The sequence below is a fragment of the Pseudomonas sp. Tun-23181 genome (genome assembly GCF_057415455.1).
In genome coordinates this window covers 2,463,653-2,477,674 of sequence record NZ_CM171630.1, presented here as the reverse complement: position 1 = coordinate 2,477,674, position 14,022 = coordinate 2,463,653, and the positions used below count along the sequence as shown (strand labels likewise).

At 67.2% G+C, this 14,022-nt stretch carries 17 protein-coding genes; 10 read left to right on the top strand and 7 right to left on the bottom strand.

What is annotated here, in order from left to right; genetic code table 11:
• Positions 1-107 precede the first annotated feature (107 nt).
• A complete protein-coding gene (locus tag ACDI39_RS11855; RefSeq protein ID WP_225787993.1) occupies positions 108-707 on the bottom strand; it encodes a LysE/ArgO family amino acid transporter in 600 nt (199 codons plus the stop codon).
• A 125-nt stretch (positions 708-832) separates the two neighbouring features.
• Here ACDI39_RS11855 and ACDI39_RS11850 point away from each other — a divergent pair, with 125 nt between their 5' ends.
• The 3 genes from ACDI39_RS11850 to ACDI39_RS11840 all read left to right on the top strand — a co-directional run bounded on the left by ACDI39_RS11850 (position 833) and on the right by ACDI39_RS11840 (position 3,671).
• Positions 833-1,723 (top strand): LysR family transcriptional regulator ArgP, encoded by an 891-nt coding sequence (locus tag ACDI39_RS11850; RefSeq protein ID WP_225787994.1) that lies wholly within the window; start codon positions 833-835, stop codon positions 1,721-1,723.
• Positions 1,724-1,772: 49 nt separating this feature from the next.
• Complete coding sequence (locus ACDI39_RS11845) at positions 1,773-2,762, top strand: NAD-dependent epimerase/dehydratase family protein (protein WP_225787995.1); 990 nt, start codon at positions 1,773-1,775, stop codon at positions 2,760-2,762.
• Positions 2,763-2,849: 87 nt separating this feature from the next.
• On the top strand, positions 2,850-3,671 hold the full coding sequence (locus tag ACDI39_RS11840) for a coiled-coil domain-containing protein (protein WP_253099585.1): 822 nt from the start codon (positions 2,850-2,852) through the stop codon (positions 3,669-3,671).
• Positions 3,672-3,746: 75 nt separating this feature from the next.
• On the opposite strand, the gene ACDI39_RS11835 is transcribed toward ACDI39_RS11840, so the two are convergent.
• Genes ACDI39_RS11835 through ACDI39_RS11825 form a run of 3 tightly spaced genes read right to left on the bottom strand, consistent with a single transcriptional unit; the run spans position 3,747 to position 6,301 of the window.
• Positions 3,747-4,796 (bottom strand): alkene reductase, encoded by a 1,050-nt coding sequence (locus ACDI39_RS11835; RefSeq protein ID WP_253080353.1) that lies wholly within the window; start codon positions 4,794-4,796, stop codon positions 3,747-3,749.
• A 19-nt stretch (positions 4,797-4,815) separates the two neighbouring features.
• A complete protein-coding gene (locus tag ACDI39_RS11830; protein ID WP_225787998.1) occupies positions 4,816-5,985 on the bottom strand; it encodes an MFS transporter in 1,170 nt (389 codons plus the stop codon).
• A gap of 13 nt (positions 5,986-5,998) precedes the next feature.
• On the bottom strand, positions 5,999-6,301 hold the full coding sequence (locus ACDI39_RS11825; protein WP_225787999.1) for an ArsR/SmtB family transcription factor: 303 nt from the start codon (positions 6,299-6,301) through the stop codon (positions 5,999-6,001).
• 152 nt (positions 6,302-6,453) lie between these two features.
• On the opposite strand from ACDI39_RS11825, the gene ACDI39_RS11820 reads away from it, so the two are divergent.
• A complete protein-coding gene (locus tag ACDI39_RS11820) occupies positions 6,454-7,026 on the top strand; it encodes an acyl carrier protein phosphodiesterase (RefSeq protein ID WP_225788000.1) in 573 nt (190 codons plus the stop codon).
• Between the two features lie 42 nt (positions 7,027-7,068).
• Here ACDI39_RS11820 and ACDI39_RS11815 read toward each other — a convergent pair whose 3' ends face one another.
• Positions 7,069-7,857 (bottom strand): lysophospholipid acyltransferase family protein, encoded by a 789-nt coding sequence (locus ACDI39_RS11815; RefSeq protein ID WP_225788001.1) that lies wholly within the window; start codon positions 7,855-7,857, stop codon positions 7,069-7,071.
• Entirely contained in the window at positions 7,857-8,612 is a 756-nt protein-coding gene (gene olsB / locus ACDI39_RS11810) for an L-ornithine N(alpha)-acyltransferase (RefSeq protein WP_225788002.1), read from the bottom strand. The genes ACDI39_RS11815 and olsB overlap by 1 nt, the downstream gene beginning before the upstream one ends.
• Positions 8,613-8,749: 137 nt before the next feature.
• Between olsB and ACDI39_RS11805 the strand changes: the two genes are divergently transcribed.
• The 6 genes from ACDI39_RS11805 to ACDI39_RS11780 are packed head-to-tail and all read left to right on the top strand — an operon-like array spanning position 8,750 to position 13,487.
• Entirely contained in the window at positions 8,750-9,637 is an 888-nt protein-coding gene (locus ACDI39_RS11805; RefSeq protein ID WP_225788003.1) for an acyl-CoA dehydrogenase family protein, read from the top strand.
• Between the two features lie 51 nt (positions 9,638-9,688).
• On the top strand, positions 9,689-10,768 hold the full coding sequence (locus ACDI39_RS11800) for a serine hydrolase domain-containing protein (RefSeq protein WP_253099617.1): 1,080 nt from the start codon (positions 9,689-9,691) through the stop codon (positions 10,766-10,768).
• Complete coding sequence (locus ACDI39_RS11795) at positions 10,765-11,064, top strand: amidase (protein WP_225788004.1); 300 nt, start codon at positions 10,765-10,767, stop codon at positions 11,062-11,064. Before ACDI39_RS11800 ends, ACDI39_RS11795 begins: the two co-directional genes overlap by 4 nt.
• 44 nt (positions 11,065-11,108) lie before the next feature.
• Positions 11,109-11,690 (top strand): YceI family protein, encoded by a 582-nt coding sequence (locus ACDI39_RS11790; RefSeq protein ID WP_225788005.1) that lies wholly within the window; start codon positions 11,109-11,111, stop codon positions 11,688-11,690.
• Between the two features lies 1 nt (position 11,691).
• Entirely contained in the window at positions 11,692-12,849 is a 1,158-nt protein-coding gene (locus tag ACDI39_RS11785) for a phospholipase D-like domain-containing protein (RefSeq protein WP_225788006.1), read from the top strand.
• Between the two features lie 59 nt (positions 12,850-12,908).
• Positions 12,909-13,487 (top strand): DJ-1/PfpI family protein, encoded by a 579-nt coding sequence (locus ACDI39_RS11780; protein ID WP_225788007.1) that lies wholly within the window; start codon positions 12,909-12,911, stop codon positions 13,485-13,487.
• Between the two features lie 86 nt (positions 13,488-13,573).
• Here the strand turns inward: ACDI39_RS11780 and ACDI39_RS11775 are convergent, their stop codons facing one another.
• Positions 13,574-13,972 (bottom strand): nuclear transport factor 2 family protein, encoded by a 399-nt coding sequence (locus tag ACDI39_RS11775; RefSeq protein ID WP_225788008.1) that lies wholly within the window; start codon positions 13,970-13,972, stop codon positions 13,574-13,576.
• Positions 13,973-14,022: the final 50 nt, after the last annotated feature.

Sequence of the window (14,022 nt, the reverse complement as noted above, 5' to 3'; positions counted from 1 at the left end):
CTGGATCATAGCACCCGGCCTCGCGCATAACCACGCAACAACTATAGGGACAAGCGGCAAGAGAAGCCCGCACGATCCGCTTTTACTTGCAGCTCGCCGCTTGAAACTCAAGAAAAAATCAGCTGCGCCGCCACAGCGAACATCATCACCGCCACCATGAGGTCGAGCAGACGCCAGGTGGCGGGCCGGGCCAGCCAGGGGGCGAGCCAGGCCGCGCCCAGGGCCAGGGTCGAGAACCAGACCAGCGAGGCGCTGGCGGCGCCGGCCACGTAGGCGCCGGGCACGCTCTGCTGGGCTCCGAGGGAACCGATCAGCAGCACGGTGTCGAGGTACACGTGAGGGTTGAGCAGGGTCACCGCCAGGGCGCTGAGCAGCACGGCCCGGCGTGAACGCATGCCCTGGCCTTCCTGGTGCTGCAGGCTCTGCTTCGAGCAGGCGCTGCGCAGGGCCTTGGCGCCGTACCAGATCAGGAACACCGCGCCGCCCCAGCGGGCCACCGCCAGCAAGGTCGGATTGTGCGCCAGCACCGTGGCCAGGCCGAACACCCCGGCCGCCACCAGGATCGCATCGCAGACGATGCACAGGGCCGCCACCGGTAGGTGATGTTCGCGGCGCAGGCTCTGCGCCAGGACGAAGGCGTTCTGCGCGCCGATGGCCATGATCAGGCCGAAGGCCACCAGCATGCCGTTCATATAGCTTTGCCACATAGCGGGAACACTCCAGGGGCACCGGCTCTGCGCCGGTGCTTGTTGCCAAGGAAGATGCTGGCCATTGTGGGGAAATGCGCGCTATAAGAAAAACAAATAAAGCTGATCTCTCATTAGGAAAATCGATGTTCGACTACAAGTTGCTCGCCGCCCTTGCCGCCGTCATCGAGCAAGGCGGCTTCGAGCGCGCCGCCCAGGTTCTGGGCCTGTCGCAATCGGCCATTTCCCAGCGCATCAAGCTGCTCGAGGCGCGCGTCGGCCAGCCGGTGCTGGTACGTGCCACGCCGCCAAGCCCGACCGAGGTCGGCCGCCAGTTGCTCAACCATGTGCAGCAGGTGCGCCTGCTCGAGCGCGACCTGCAACGCCAGGTGCCCGCGCTGGACGAGGAAGGCATGCCCGAGCGCCTGCGCATCGCCCTCAACGCCGACAGCCTGGCGACCTGGTGGGCCGGTGCGGTGGGGGCCTTCTGCGCCGGGCAACAGGTGCTGCTCGACCTGGTGGTGGAAGACCAGGACGTCGGCCTCAAGCGCATGCGCGCCGGCGAAGTGGCCGCCTGCCTGTGCGGCAGCGAGCGGCCGGTGGCCGGGGCGCGCAGCCTGCCCCTGGGGGCCATGCGCTACCGGGCGCTGGCCAGCCCGGCATTCATGGCACGGCATTTTCCCCGGGGCTTCGAGGTCCGGCGCCTGGCCCGCACGCCGGCGGTGGTGTTCGGTCCGGACGATTTCCTCCAGCACCGCTACCTGGCGTCGCTGGGTATCCAGGACGGTTTCCTCCATCACCTGTGCCCGTCTTCCGAGGGCTTCCTGCGCATGACCGAAGCTGGGTTGGGCTGGGGCCTGGTGCCTGAACTGCAGGCCGCCGAGCAACTGGCCGGCGGGCAACTGGTGGAAATCTGCGCCGATACGCCCATCGACGTGCCGCTGTACTGGCATCATTGGCGCAATGGCGGGCAGTTGCTCGCCCAACTGACCGAGCACCTGCGCCAGACGGCGCCGGGCTGGCTGGTGCCCTTGTAGGCGCGGGCGACGTCAGTTGCTTCAGTCATCTGGCAAGGCGGAGTCTTACATGCGAATTCTGGTCACCGGCGCGAGCGGCTTCATCGGCGGGCGCTTTGCACGTTTCGCCCTGGAGCAGGGCCTGGAGGTACGGGTCAACGGCCGGCGCGCCGAGGGCGTGGAGCACCTGGTCAAGCGCGGTGCCGAGTTCATGCCGGGCGACCTGGGCGATGGCGAACTGGCCAGGCGTCTGTGCCAGGGCGTCGACGCGGTGGTGCACTGCGCCGGCGCGGTGGGTAACTGGGGGCGCTATCAGGATTTCCACCAGGGCAACGTGGTGGTCACAGAGAACGTGGTGGAAGGCTGCCTCAAGGCGCGCGTGCGCCGCCTGGTGCACCTGTCGTCGCCGTCGATCTACTTCACCGGCCGCTCGCGCCTGGACATCCGCGAAGACCAGCTGCCGCGCCGTTTCCACGACCACTACGCGACGACCAAGTACCTGGCCGAGCAGAAGGTCTTCGGTGCCCAGGAGTTCGGCCTGCAGGTGCTGGCCCTGCGCCCGCGTTTCGTCACCGGGGCCGGCGATGCGAGCATCTTTGCGCGCTTGTTGCAGATGCAGCGCAAGCGTCGCCTGGCGATCGTCGGCAATGGCCTGAACAAAGTCGATTTCACCAGCGTGCACAACCTCAACGATGCCTTGCTCAGTGCCTTGTTCGCCGACGAGCAGGCGCTCGGCCAAGCCTACAACATCAGCAATGGACAGCCCGTGCCGCTGTGGGACGTGGTCAACTACGTGATGCGCCAGATGCAGTTGCCCCAGGTCACCCGCTACCGCGCCTACGGGCTGGCCTACAGCCTGGCGGCGCTGAACGAAGCGGCCTGCCTGCTGTGGCCGGGACGCCCGCAGCCGACCCTGTCGCGTACCGCGATGCAGGTGATGAGCAAGGACTTCACCCTGGACATCAGCCGCGCCCGCCAGTACTTGGACTACCGGCCGAAGGTCAGCCTGTGGACGGCGTTGGACGAGTTCTGCGCCTGGTGGAAAAACGTGCATCCGTGAACCTGGCGCGCCGATGATGGTCATCAATGCGCCGCCCGAGCGGTTTATACTAATGCCCCTTTGCTACCACCGCGGTTGAAAGCATCCATGCGTAACGACTCACACGACGATTTCGACGACGTACCGACCTTGCGTGCCGGTACTCCAGATGACGACGAGCTGCTGCCGGCGCATGTGGCGCGCAGCCGCCAGAAGGCCACGCGCCCGGCCAGCAGCGGCCCCCTGTGGGCACTGCTGTGCGCGTCGTTCATCGCCTTGGCGGGGTTGGGCTGGTGGAGCTTCCAGCAGATCTCGCTGATGGAGCAGCAACTGGTGGCGACCCAGGAGAGTTTCGCCCGCATCAGCGAGGAAGCGGCGGGGCGCTTGCAGGCGATCAGCGGCAAGGTGGAGGCCAGCGAGTCCAGCGCCAATACCGGCAGCGAGGCCCTGAAGCTGCAGATCCGTCAGTTGCAGGCGAGCCTGGCCGAGCAGGGCAAGCAGCAGCAGGGGGTGGCCGGCCAGGCCGGTGACCTGGGCAAGCGCCTGGAGCAGGTGCTGGCCGATACCCGTGAGCAGCAGAAGGCGGTGACCGAGCTGCAGAACCAGTTGCAGGCGCAGCTCAAGGCCGTCAATGGCGAACTGGCGGCGCTGAAGTCGGGCCAGGTGGATGGCGGCAAGCTCGACGGCCAGATCAAGAGCCTGAGCAATGAGGTGGCGGCGTTGAAGAAGCAGGGCAACCCGAGCGCGGCCATCGAGAGCCTGGAGCAGGATGTGCTGGTGCTCAAGAGCCAGATCGACAACCGCCCGACGCCTGCCGCAGGGGCCTCGGTGCAGGAGTTCGACGCCTTCCGCAGCCAGGTGACCCGCAACCTCAACACCCTGCAGAGTCAGATCCAGAACCTGCAGCAGCAGATCAACGCCCGGCCTTGATGCGGGCTCCGGTTTGTCGATGGGGCTGCAAAGCAGCCCCAGGACGCGGCTTGACTGGCCAACCCCGAGCCGTGGTCACATCCGCGGATAATCGATATACCCTACCGGCCCCTTGGCATAGAAGGTTTCCGGGTGCGGCTCGTTCAACGGCGCATCGGCAGCCAGGCGCGCCGGCAGGTCTGGGTTGGCGATGAACGGGATACCGAAGGCCACCGCATCGGCCGTGCCATTGGCCAGGGCCGCATTGGCGCTGGCCTTGTCGAAGCGCTCGTTGACGATGTACGGGCCGCCGAAGGCTTCCTTGATCAACGGGCCGATGCTGTCGTCGGCTTCCTGCTCCCGCGAGCAGATGAAGGCGATGCCTCGCTTGCCCAGCTCCCGTGCGACATAGGTGAAGGTTTGCGCGCGGTCGGCGTCGCCCATGTCATGGGCGTCGGCGCGAGGGGCCAGGTGCATGCCCACACGGTTGGCGCCCCACACCTCGATGACCGCGTCGGTCACTTCCAGCAGCAGGCGCGCACGGTTCTCCAGGGCGCCGCCGTAGCGATCGGTGCGCTGGTTGGTGCTGCTCTGCAGGAACTGGTCGAGCAGGTAGCCATTGGCGCCATGGATCTCCACGCCGTCGAAGCCGGCGGCCTTGGCATTCTCGGCACCCGTGCGGTAGGCCTCGACGATGTCGGCGATTTCCTCGGTTTCCAGGGCGCGTGGGGTCGGGTACTCGGTGACCGGCCGGATCAGGCTGACATGGCCCTTGGGCTGGATCGCGCTCGGCGCCACGGGCAACTCGCCGTTCAGGTAGCTGGGATGGGAGATGCGCCCCACGTGCCACAGCTGCAGGAAGATGCGCCCACCGGCGCCATGCACGGCCTTGGTCACGTTGGTCCAGCCGCGCACCTGCTCATCGGACCAGATACCGGGGGTGTCCGGGTAGCCGACGCCCATGGGCGTCACCGAGGTCGCCTCGCTGAGAATCAGCCCGGCGCTGGCACGTTGCACGTAGTACTCGGCCATCAGTGCGTTGGGCACGCGGCCTTCGTCGGCGCGGCAGCGGGTCAGCGGGGCCATGATGATGCGGTTGGGCAGCTCGAGGTCGCCCAGAGTGATCGGATCGAAGAGCGTGGTCATCTGCTTAGCCTCGCGTGGGTCAATTGGAAGCGCTGGCCAGTTCGGCATCGCCGCCGCGCTGGCTGAAGGTGATGAGGGTGACGATCAGCGCCAGCACCGCCAGGGCCGCTGCGGCCAGGGGCACGCGGGTCAGGCCGAAGCCATGGGCGATGACGCTGCCGCCGACCCAGGCGCCCAGGGCATTGCCCAGGTTGAAGGCGCCGATGTTCAGGGTCGAGACCAGGTTCGGTGCGGCCTTGCCGTAGGTCACCACGTTGACCTGCAGGGCCGGCACGGCGGCGAAGGCGGCGGTGGCCCAGAGGAACAGGGTGATTTCTGCCGGCACCAGGGCGCTGCTGGTCCAGCTCAGTACGGTGGACACCACCGCCATGGCGGCGAACACTCCTACCAGGGTGGCACCCAGGCGGCGGTCGGCCAGCTTGCCGCCGAGGATGTTGCCCAGGGTCAGGCCCAGGCCGATCAGCAGCAGGGTCCAGGTCACGCCGCGTGGCGATACGCCGGTGACGTCACCGAGCAACGGTGCCACATAGGTGAACAGGGCGAACATGGACGCGGCGAACAGCACGGTCATGCCCAGCGACAGCCAGATGCCGATGCCCTTGAGGGCGGCCAGTTCGGCGCGCATGTCGACCTTTTCTTCCTGGCGCTGCAGCGGCAGGAAGCGCACCAGGCCGATCAAGGCGATCACCCCGATCAGTGTCACGGCCCAGAAGGTCGAACGCCAGCCGGCGACCTGGCCCAGTGCAGTGCCCAGGGGCACGCCGAGCACGTTGGCCAGGGTCAGGCCGGTGAACATCAGCGCCACCGCAGAGGCGCGGCGGTTGGCCGGCACCAGGCTGGCGGCCACCACCGAGCCGATGCCGAAGAAGGCACCGTGGCACAGGGCGGTCACCACCCGGGCGAACATCAGCAGGTCGTAGTCGCTGGCCACGGCGCACAGCAGGTTGCCGACGATGAATACGCCCATCAGCGTCACCAGCGCGGCCTTGCGGGGCAGGCGGGCGGTGGCCAGGGCCATGAACGGTGCACCGATGGCCACGCCCAGGGCGTAACCGGTCACCAGCCAACCGGCGCCGGGGATGGTCACGCCAAGGTCCTGCGCCACGTCGGGCAGCAGGCCCATGATGACGAACTCGGTGGTACCGATGGCAAAGGCGCTCAGCGCCAGGATCAACAGGGAAAGGGGCATTGCAAGGTCCTTGTCAGAGCTCTTGGCTCATCTGCTCGAGGAAAGCCCGGATGGTTTGCTCGTTGCGTTTGAAGAAATGCCACTGGCCGATCTTCTGGCTGCTGATCAGGCCCGCGCGCTGCAAGGTCGCCAGGTGGGCGGAGACGGTCGACTGCGACAGGCCGCAGCGTTGGTCGATCTGCCCGGCACAGACGCCGTATTCGGTGCTGTGCTGCTGGTCGGGGAATTGCGCCGCGGGGTCCTTCAGCCAGTTGAGGATGTCTCGCCGGACCGGGTGGGCCAGGGCTTTTATTATTTCGTCGAGATCAAGAGGCATGGTTGGGCTCGTGGTGTGTAGCGGTATATCGCGATGGAACGAAATATAAATCGATATTTCGCGATATACAAATATGAAGAGGTTCTGAGCTGAGCATGAATCGCTATATCGCGTTATAACGATATGGTCGGAGTGGGTGCTAGACTGGCGCCATGAATTACCTCGCACACCTTCACCTGGGCGGCCACGCGCCGCAGCAACTGCTGGGCAGCCTGTATGGCGACTTCGTCAAGGGCTCGCTGGACGGGCGTTTCCCGCCGGCGCTGGAGGCCTCGATCCGGTTGCACCGGCATATCGACAGCTATACCGACAGCCATCCGCTGGTGCTGGCGGCGCTGGCGCGTTTCCCCCGCGAGCGGCGGCGCTATGCCGGGATCATCCTCGATGTGTTCTTCGACCACTGCCTGGCGCGGCATTGGGCGGACTATGCCGAACAGCCACTGGGCGAGTTCACCGAGGCGTTCTATCGCGTGCTGCTGGCCCAGTCCGAGCTTCCGGGGCGGCTGGCACACATTGCGCCGTTCATGGCGGCGGATGACTGGCTGGGGGCTTATGGCGACTTCGCGATCCTGGAGCAGGTGTTCAAGGGGATCGCCCGGCGGCTGTCGCGGCCGGAGGGGATGAGTGGGGTGATGGGGGAGTTGGAGCGGCTGTACGAGCCGTTGCTGGCGGATTTTCGCGAGTTCTATCCGCAGTTGCAGGCCTTTGCTGCGGCGGGCAGGTGAGGCGGTACCGCCGCGAGTAGGCCGGTACTGACGCCGCCGCAACTATGCCGCCTGCGTCCGACGACGCGGCGCCATCTCCACGTCCTGGATGCCGAACAACGCCATGTGGATCGCCTGCTGCGCCTGGAAGGCCAGGGCCGCCCGCTCCTTGCCCGCACTGGTGATCGGCTGCAGCAACTGAATGACCACCTCGCCGCGCGGTTGGCTGAACAGCCGCACCAGGTGCGAAACCAGGTCATCGTCGCCGATGAACGGCGCCACAGGGTCGGGCTCGCCATCGCGCAGGTACTGGATCGCCACCGGCTGCAGCGGCGTGCCCAGGTCGATGGCAGCGGCCAGCAGACGACCATGGAAGGTACGCAGGCTGCGGCCGTCGGTGGTGGTGCCTTCCGGGAAGATCAGCAACGGCCGTCGCTGGTTCAGCTGGTTGCCGATCTGCCGGGCCAGGCGTTGGCTGTCGCCGCTTCCGCGGCGGATGAACAGGGTCCCGGCCTTCTCCGCCAGCCAGCCGGCCAACGGCCAGTGGCGCACTTCGGCCTTGGACAGGAACGACAGGGGCGTGAGCATGCCGAGCAGGGGAATGTCGGTCCAGGACACATGGTTGCTGACCCACAGCATCGGCTGGCGTGGCAACGGGCCGACCACGCGCACCTTGAAGGGCAGGGCGCCGACCAAGTGCTGCATGAACCGGCGCGTCCAGCGCTGGCGCCGTTCGACGGAGGCTTTCAGGCCCAGGCGTTCGCCGAAGGCGATCACGCTGGCCATGAGCATGCCCAGCAGCAACACCAGTATCAGCCGGGCCAGGCGGGCGAGTACCCGCAGGCGCGGCATCAGACCGCCGCCTTGAAGTGGCGGGCATAGCGCGGACAGAGGTCGTCGCGCTTGAGCAGGATGAACACGTCGGCGACCTGGAAGTCCTCGTCCCAGCAGGGCTCGCCGCAGATCTTCGCGCCCAGGCGCATGTAGGCCTTGAGCAGCGGTGGCATTTCGGCGATGACGTTGTTCGGCAGGGCCAGGCTCGGCAGCGGCTTCTTCGGCTCGGCGCGCAGGTGCTCGGTGCACAGGTAGCGCTCGCGCAGGCGCTGCATGATGGCGTGGGCCTGCACGCCGCCGTCCTGCATGGGGATGCTGGCGCACCCCATCAGGTAGCTGTAGCGGCCCTCGTTGAGCACCTCGGCAAGCTCCCCCCAGAGCACGGCGATGGTGCCGCCGTTGCGGTAGGCCGGGTCGACGCAGGTGCGACCCAGCTCGAGGATCGGGCCCTGCAACTGGAGCAGCCCGTGCAGGCTGAATTCTTCTTCGCTGTAGAAACGGCCCAGGCTGCTGGCGGCCTGGTGATCGAGCAGACGGGTGGTGGCGACCAGTTGGCCGCTGGCCAGGTCGCGCACGCCGATGTGGCGGCAGTGGATGTCGTAGTCGTCCATGTCCAGGCCCTGTTCCGCGCCCTTGAGCTTGGCCTTGAATTCGGCGCTGAACACCTTGAAGCGCAGGGCCTGCGCTTCTTGCAGGGCCGCGACGCCGACCAGGCGTTCGGCTTGCAGACGGCGTTCAGTGCTGTTGTCGCCAGAGCGAGCGATCCGAGTCATTGCGAGTCTCCCTAAGCCAGCCAAAGAGGGTTGCGGCCGGTCGGCTTTGTTGTGCAAAGTCAGCCTAGGTACGCGCGGTGTCACCCCTGTGAATCTTTGGTGATGCTTGCGTGACAACCCCTTGCGAGGAGCGTCCGATGGCCTGGTTGCAACGACTCAACGACCCTTTCCGCCAGCCCCGGGCCGACAGCCTGGGCGAAAGCCACGGTGCGCTGCTCGAGCGCCTGGGGCCGGTCAACCCCTTCGAGCTGGCGGTGCTCGGCGGCCGTGCCATGGCCACCCCGGGCCTGGCCTTCCTGGTCGGCTACCAGGCCGCTTTGCGCGTGCTCTGGCCCAGCGCCCCGGCCAGCCTCGGCGCGCTATGCGCCACTGAGCGGCGCAGCGTGCGGCCGGCAGACATGCAGACCCGGCTCGATGGCCTGCGCCTGACTGGCAGCAAGGACTTCGTGACGGCAGGGCTCGAGGCCGAGTGGCTGTTGGTGGCGGCGCGCAGCGAAGGGCAGGGCGAACCTCCCCGCCTGAGCCTGGCGGTGGTCTACCCGGGCGAGCCCGGGGTGCGTCTGGAGGCCCTGCCGGCGCTGCCGCTGATGCCCGAGGTCGGGCATGCCCGCCTGCACCTGCAGCAGGCCGCCTGCGAACTGCTCGCCGGCGATGGCTGGGACGCCTATGTCAAACCGTTCCGCTCCCTCGAGGACCTTTATGTGCTGGCGGCGCTGGTCGCCTGGTTATATGGCGTCGGTCAGGACAGTGGCTGGCCGCGGGAGCTGCGCCTGCGTCTGCTGGGCCTGCTTGGCGGTTGTGCCGAGGGCAGCCGGCAATGCGCCGACAGCACCGCCTGCCATCTGCTGCTCGCCGGGCTGTTCGCCCAGTTCCAGGGCTTGCGCGGCGATATCGACAAGGCCCTGGCTGCCGGCCCGCAGGCCTGGGCACATTGCTGGCAGCGTGACCAGGGCGTGCTGGCGCTGGCCGCTGCCGCCCGCGACAAGCGCCTGGAAAAGGCCTGGGCCGCCGCTGGATTGTCATGAAACCCTGGCAGGCTCGCCCGATCCGCGACGAGAGGGCCGGCCATGGGTACGCTGAAGGGGCTGTTGGGCATCCTGGGGATGGTCGCCATGCCGGCCTGGGCCGAGGCATGGCCGGACCCGGACTGGCACACCGAGCCCAATGCGCTCGACTGGCAGGCCGTCGACGCCTATGCCTTCCCGGCGCGCCATGCGACCGAGCGCACGGGTGTGCGCAGCGACGCGCTGCTGATCATTCGCGATGGGCGCATCCTGCATGAGCGCTACGCCGCGCCAAGCGGTGTCGATACCCCGCACCTGACCTGGTCGATCAGCAAGAGCGTGCTGGCCACTCTGCTCGGCGTGGCCCAGGGCGAAGGGCGCTTCGCCCTCGAGGACCCGGCGGCCCGTTACTACCCGCCACTGCAAGCCCACCCGCGCTTGCGCCTGGTCGACTTGCTGCACTGGACCAGCGGCCTGGCCTGGCAGGAGGATTACGAATACGCGCCGCTCAAGTCCTCGGTGGTGGCCATGCTCTATACCCGTGGCCGCGCCGACATGGCCGCTTTTGCCGCTGCGATGCCCGCCGACGCGACGCCGGGCGCACGCTTTCTCTATTCCAGCGGCGACAGCAACCTGCTGGCCGCCGCCCTGCGGGGCATGCTCGAGCCTGGGCAATACGAGGACTACCCCTGGCAGGCGCTGTTCACGCCGCTGGGCATCGACAGTGCCGTCTGGGAGCGCGATGGCGCCGGCACCTACGTGGGGTCTTCCTACCTCTACCTGAGCGCCCGCGACCTGGCCAGGATCGGCCTGCTGATGCTGCGCGAGGGGCGCTGGCGCGATCGCCAGCTACTGCCGGCGGGTTGGGTGGCGTTCAACCGACGCCTGTTCGAGCACGCCGAGGCAGCCCCCGGCGAGGCCAACCCCGGCGGCCACTGGTGGCTCAACCAGCCGTTGCCGGGCCACTCTGCACCCTGGCCGGACGCACCGCTGGATACCTATGCGGCGCTTGGGCATTGGGGCCAGGCGCTCTACCTGCTGCCTTCGCAGAAGCTGGTGATCGTCCGTTACGGCGACGACCGTGATGGCAGCTACCGGCACAACGAGCTGCTCAAGCGGGTGCTGACTGCCCTGGCTGCGGAGGGCGCATGAAGCACCTGGTGTGGCTGGTGCCGATGTCGTTGCTGCTGGTCTGGGCCTGGCATGAGCGCCAGGCGTTGGCGGACTTCCCGGGGATTCTTTCGGCCTATTCGGCCAAGGAGTACTGCTCGTGCCGGTTCGTCATGGGCTTCGACGCGGCGTATTGCCAGGGCTACGTGAAGCAGTACCTGCCGTTGGGCCGGCTGGAGGAAGACCCTGCGCGGCGACGGGTGTTCGCCGAGGGCCTGGGGCGCAGTAGCGTGGCCGCCTGGCAGGGGGCGCGCGCGGGCTGCCGCTTGCTGCCATGAAGAGGGGCGGGTAAGGTTGACGGCCTTGTTTCAAAGGACTTCACATGTTCAAGTTGCTCCGTCTCCTGCCCGCCCTCCTGTTGGCCCTGTGCTTGCCCGCCCACGCCAATTGGCACCTGGACGGCGAGTCATCGCGCCTGTCCTTCGTCACCAGCAAGAACGGCGATACCGCCGAGGTGCATCGCTTCCTGGTGTTGCACGGCAAGGTCGACCGCAAGGGCCTGGCGCAACTGCGCATCGAGATGGACTCGGTCAGTGGCGGCGTTCCGCTGCGTGACGAACGCATGCGCAACGAGCTGTTCGAGGTCGCCCGTTTCCCGGAGGCCCAGGTGCAGGCGCAGATCGACCTGGGGCCGATCAATGACCTTGCCAACGGCGCCCAGGTGGAGCTGCGCCTGCCGGTGACCGTGACCCTGCATGGCGAGTCGCGCAGCTACAACGTCCTGTTGCTGGCCACTCGACTGGACGAGCGGCGCTTCCAGGTGGTGACCCTGGAGCCGCTGCTGCTGCGCGCCGAGGACTTCGGCCTGATGCCGGGCCTGGCGACCTTGCGCAAGCTCGCCGGGCTTTCTTCCATCAGCCCATCGGTACCGGTGAGTGCGGTGCTGATCTTCGCCGCTCGCTGACATGTCGGGGCCGGTCTTCCCTTGGCGGGGTGGCAACCAGTTCGAGCTGTTGATCGACGGCCCCAGGTTCTTTCCGCGCATGCTCATGGCGATCGTGCGTGCTGAATTCCAGGTCGACCTGGAGCTCTATCTCGTGGAAGCCGGCGCCTGCGCCGAGGCGGTGGTCGAGGCCCTCGAGCAGGCCGCTGGCCGGGGTGTGCGGGTGCGCTGCCTGTTCGACGACTACGGTGCGCTGGCCTTCCCCTCGGCCCTGCGCCAGCGCCTGCAGACGGCGGGTGTCGAGCTGCGGCTGTACAACCGCCTGCGCTGGCTGCGAGGGTTGCGCAACTTCTATCGCGACCATCGCAAGCTGCTGCTGGTGGACGAGCGCTGGGCCGTGGTCGGCGGCACCGGTGTCACCGACGCGTTCTGGAAGCCGGGGGACGAAACCAGCGAGTGGCATGAGGTGATGGTGCAGATGCAGGGGCCGATCGTGACTGACTGGCAACTGTTGTTCGATCGCCAGTGGCACGCCAACAACCGGCGCACCGCCTGGCGCCCACCGGAAGGCTTCGGGTTGCCGCGCTTGCCTCGCGTACCGGCCCAGGGGCAGGGCCTGGGCCGGGTGGCCTATGCCGATGCCCGTCAGCACCGAGACATCCTGCATGCGCTGGTACGGGCCCTGAACAGTGGCCAGCGTCGCATCTGGCTGGCCACGCCGTACTTCCTGCCGACCTTCAGCGTGCGCCGCTCCTTGCGCCGGGCTGCACAGAAGGGCATCGATGTGCGCCTGCTGCTCACCGGCCCGCGCACCGATCATCCGGCGATACGCTACGCCGGTCATCGCTACTATCCGCGGTTGCTGCGCGCCGGCGTGCGGATCTTCGAGTACCAGCCCTGCTTCCTGCACCTGAAGATGGTGCTGGTGGACGACTGGGTCAGCGTCGGTTCGTGCAATTTCGACCACTGGAACCTGCGTTTCAACCTCGAGGCCAATGTCGAGGCCATCGACCCACCGTTGACCGCCGCCGTGGCGGCCAGTTTCGAGCGCGACTTCGCCCTGAGCCAGGAGGTCGACCTGGCGCGCTGGCAGGCCCGGCCGCTCTGGTGGCGGGTGCAGCAGCGGCTGTGGGGATTGCTCGATCGCCTGGTGGTCAACCTGCTGGATCGCCGCGACTAAGACGGCGAAGCGGACTATCGTGCAGGGATTGTTCTCATGCTACGGAAGGAGTGGCGGCGATGACGGCGAAGAAGATTCTCATGCTGGTGGGCGACTACGTCGAGGACTACGAGGTGATGGTGCCCTTCCAGGCCTTGAAGATGGTCGGCCACACGGTGCACGCGGTGTGCCCGGAGAAACTGGCGGGGCAGACCGTGCGCACGGCGATCCACGATTTCGAAGGTGACCAGACCTACAGCGAGAAGCCAGGGCACGCTTTCGCCCTGAACCAGGACTTCGTGCAGGTGCGGGCCGAGGGCTATGACGCGCTGCTGATCCCAGGGGGCCGGGCGCCTGAGTACCTGCGCCTGGATGAGCGGGTGCTGGGTTTGGTCAAGGCCTTCGACCAGGCCGGCAAGCCCATCGCTGCGGTGTGCCATGGGGCCCAGTTGCTGGCGGCGGCCGGTGTGCTGGATGGGCGCGAGTGCAGTGCGTATCCGGCGTGTGCGCCCGAGGTGAGGTTGGCGGGAGGGCGATATGTGGACATCGCCATGGACCAGGCGCACGTGGACGGGAACCTGGTGACCGCACCGGCCTGGCCAGCGCATCCGGCGTGGTTGGCGGCATTTCTCAAATTGCTCGGGACGCGGATTGCCTGACGTAGAGGAGGGGGCCATTCGCATCATCCGAGGTTTACCCGGGCTTGTGCGAAGCGCCCCCAAAACTGTACTGCCAACCCCAGCCCTCAGCCCACCTGCTCGACCCAGTCATTGAGGTTGTAGTAGTTGGTCACCCGGGCGATCTTCCCGCAATGGATGTAGAAGAACGCCCCAGCCGGCAGCACGTAGGTCTGCCCATTGGCCGGTGGCAGCCCTTCGTCATCGGCCAGGTACTCTCCGTGCACGGTGAACTCGGCGGCCGCGCGGCTGCCGTCGGCGTTCTGCATCACCACGATGTCGGCCAGGCGTTCCCGGTAGCAGCGGTTCATCTTGTCCATGAAGGCTGCGAAGGCCGCCTTGCCCATCTGCCGCTCGCCCTGGTTGATGTCATGGATCACGTCCTCGCTGAGCAGGGCGAGGAAGGCCGGCATGTCCCCGGCATTGAAGGCGGCGTAGTAGGCGTTGACGAGCTCGGTAGCGGTCATGGCAATGTTCCTGTCGTGTACGGGAAAGGGAATGGCGTGGAACGGATGAT

What these genes read in the sequence shown, in the direction of transcription:
- ACDI39_RS11820 (WP_225788000.1), top strand. Translation starts at nt 6,454, where the DNA reads ATGAATTACCTCGCACACCTTCACCTGGGCGGCCACGCGCCGCAGCAA.
- ACDI39_RS11825 (WP_225787999.1), bottom strand. Translation starts at nt 6,301, where the DNA reads ATGCCTCTTGATCTCGACGAAATAATAAAAGCCCTGGCCCACCCGGTC.
- ACDI39_RS11815 (WP_225788001.1), bottom strand. Translation starts at nt 7,857, where the DNA reads ATGCCGCGCCTGCGGGTACTCGCCCGCCTGGCCCGGCTGATACTGGTG.
- ACDI39_RS11835 (WP_253080353.1), bottom strand. Translation starts at nt 4,796, where the DNA reads ATGACCACGCTCTTCGATCCGATCACTCTGGGCGACCTCGAGCTGCCC.
- ACDI39_RS11805 (WP_225788003.1), top strand. Translation starts at nt 8,750, where the DNA reads ATGGCCTGGTTGCAACGACTCAACGACCCTTTCCGCCAGCCCCGGGCC.
- ACDI39_RS11780 (WP_225788007.1), top strand. Translation starts at nt 12,909, where the DNA reads ATGACGGCGAAGAAGATTCTCATGCTGGTGGGCGACTACGTCGAGGAC.
- olsB (WP_225788002.1), bottom strand. Translation starts at nt 8,612, where the DNA reads ATGACTCGGATCGCTCGCTCTGGCGACAACAGCACTGAACGCCGTCTG.
- ACDI39_RS11830 (WP_225787998.1), bottom strand. Translation starts at nt 5,985, where the DNA reads ATGCCCCTTTCCCTGTTGATCCTGGCGCTGAGCGCCTTTGCCATCGGT.
- ACDI39_RS11775 (WP_225788008.1), bottom strand. Translation starts at nt 13,972, where the DNA reads ATGACCGCTACCGAGCTCGTCAACGCCTACTACGCCGCCTTCAATGCC.
- ACDI39_RS11855 (WP_225787993.1), bottom strand. Translation starts at nt 707, where the DNA reads ATGTGGCAAAGCTATATGAACGGCATGCTGGTGGCCTTCGGCCTGATC.
- ACDI39_RS11785 (WP_225788006.1), top strand. Translation starts at nt 11,692, where the DNA reads ATGTCGGGGCCGGTCTTCCCTTGGCGGGGTGGCAACCAGTTCGAGCTG.
- ACDI39_RS11790 (WP_225788005.1), top strand. Translation starts at nt 11,109, where the DNA reads ATGTTCAAGTTGCTCCGTCTCCTGCCCGCCCTCCTGTTGGCCCTGTGC.
- ACDI39_RS11850 (WP_225787994.1), top strand. Translation starts at nt 833, where the DNA reads ATGTTCGACTACAAGTTGCTCGCCGCCCTTGCCGCCGTCATCGAGCAA.
- ACDI39_RS11795 (WP_225788004.1), top strand. Translation starts at nt 10,765, where the DNA reads ATGAAGCACCTGGTGTGGCTGGTGCCGATGTCGTTGCTGCTGGTCTGG.
- ACDI39_RS11845 (WP_225787995.1), top strand. Translation starts at nt 1,773, where the DNA reads ATGCGAATTCTGGTCACCGGCGCGAGCGGCTTCATCGGCGGGCGCTTT.
- ACDI39_RS11840 (WP_253099585.1), top strand. Translation starts at nt 2,850, where the DNA reads ATGCGTAACGACTCACACGACGATTTCGACGACGTACCGACCTTGCGT.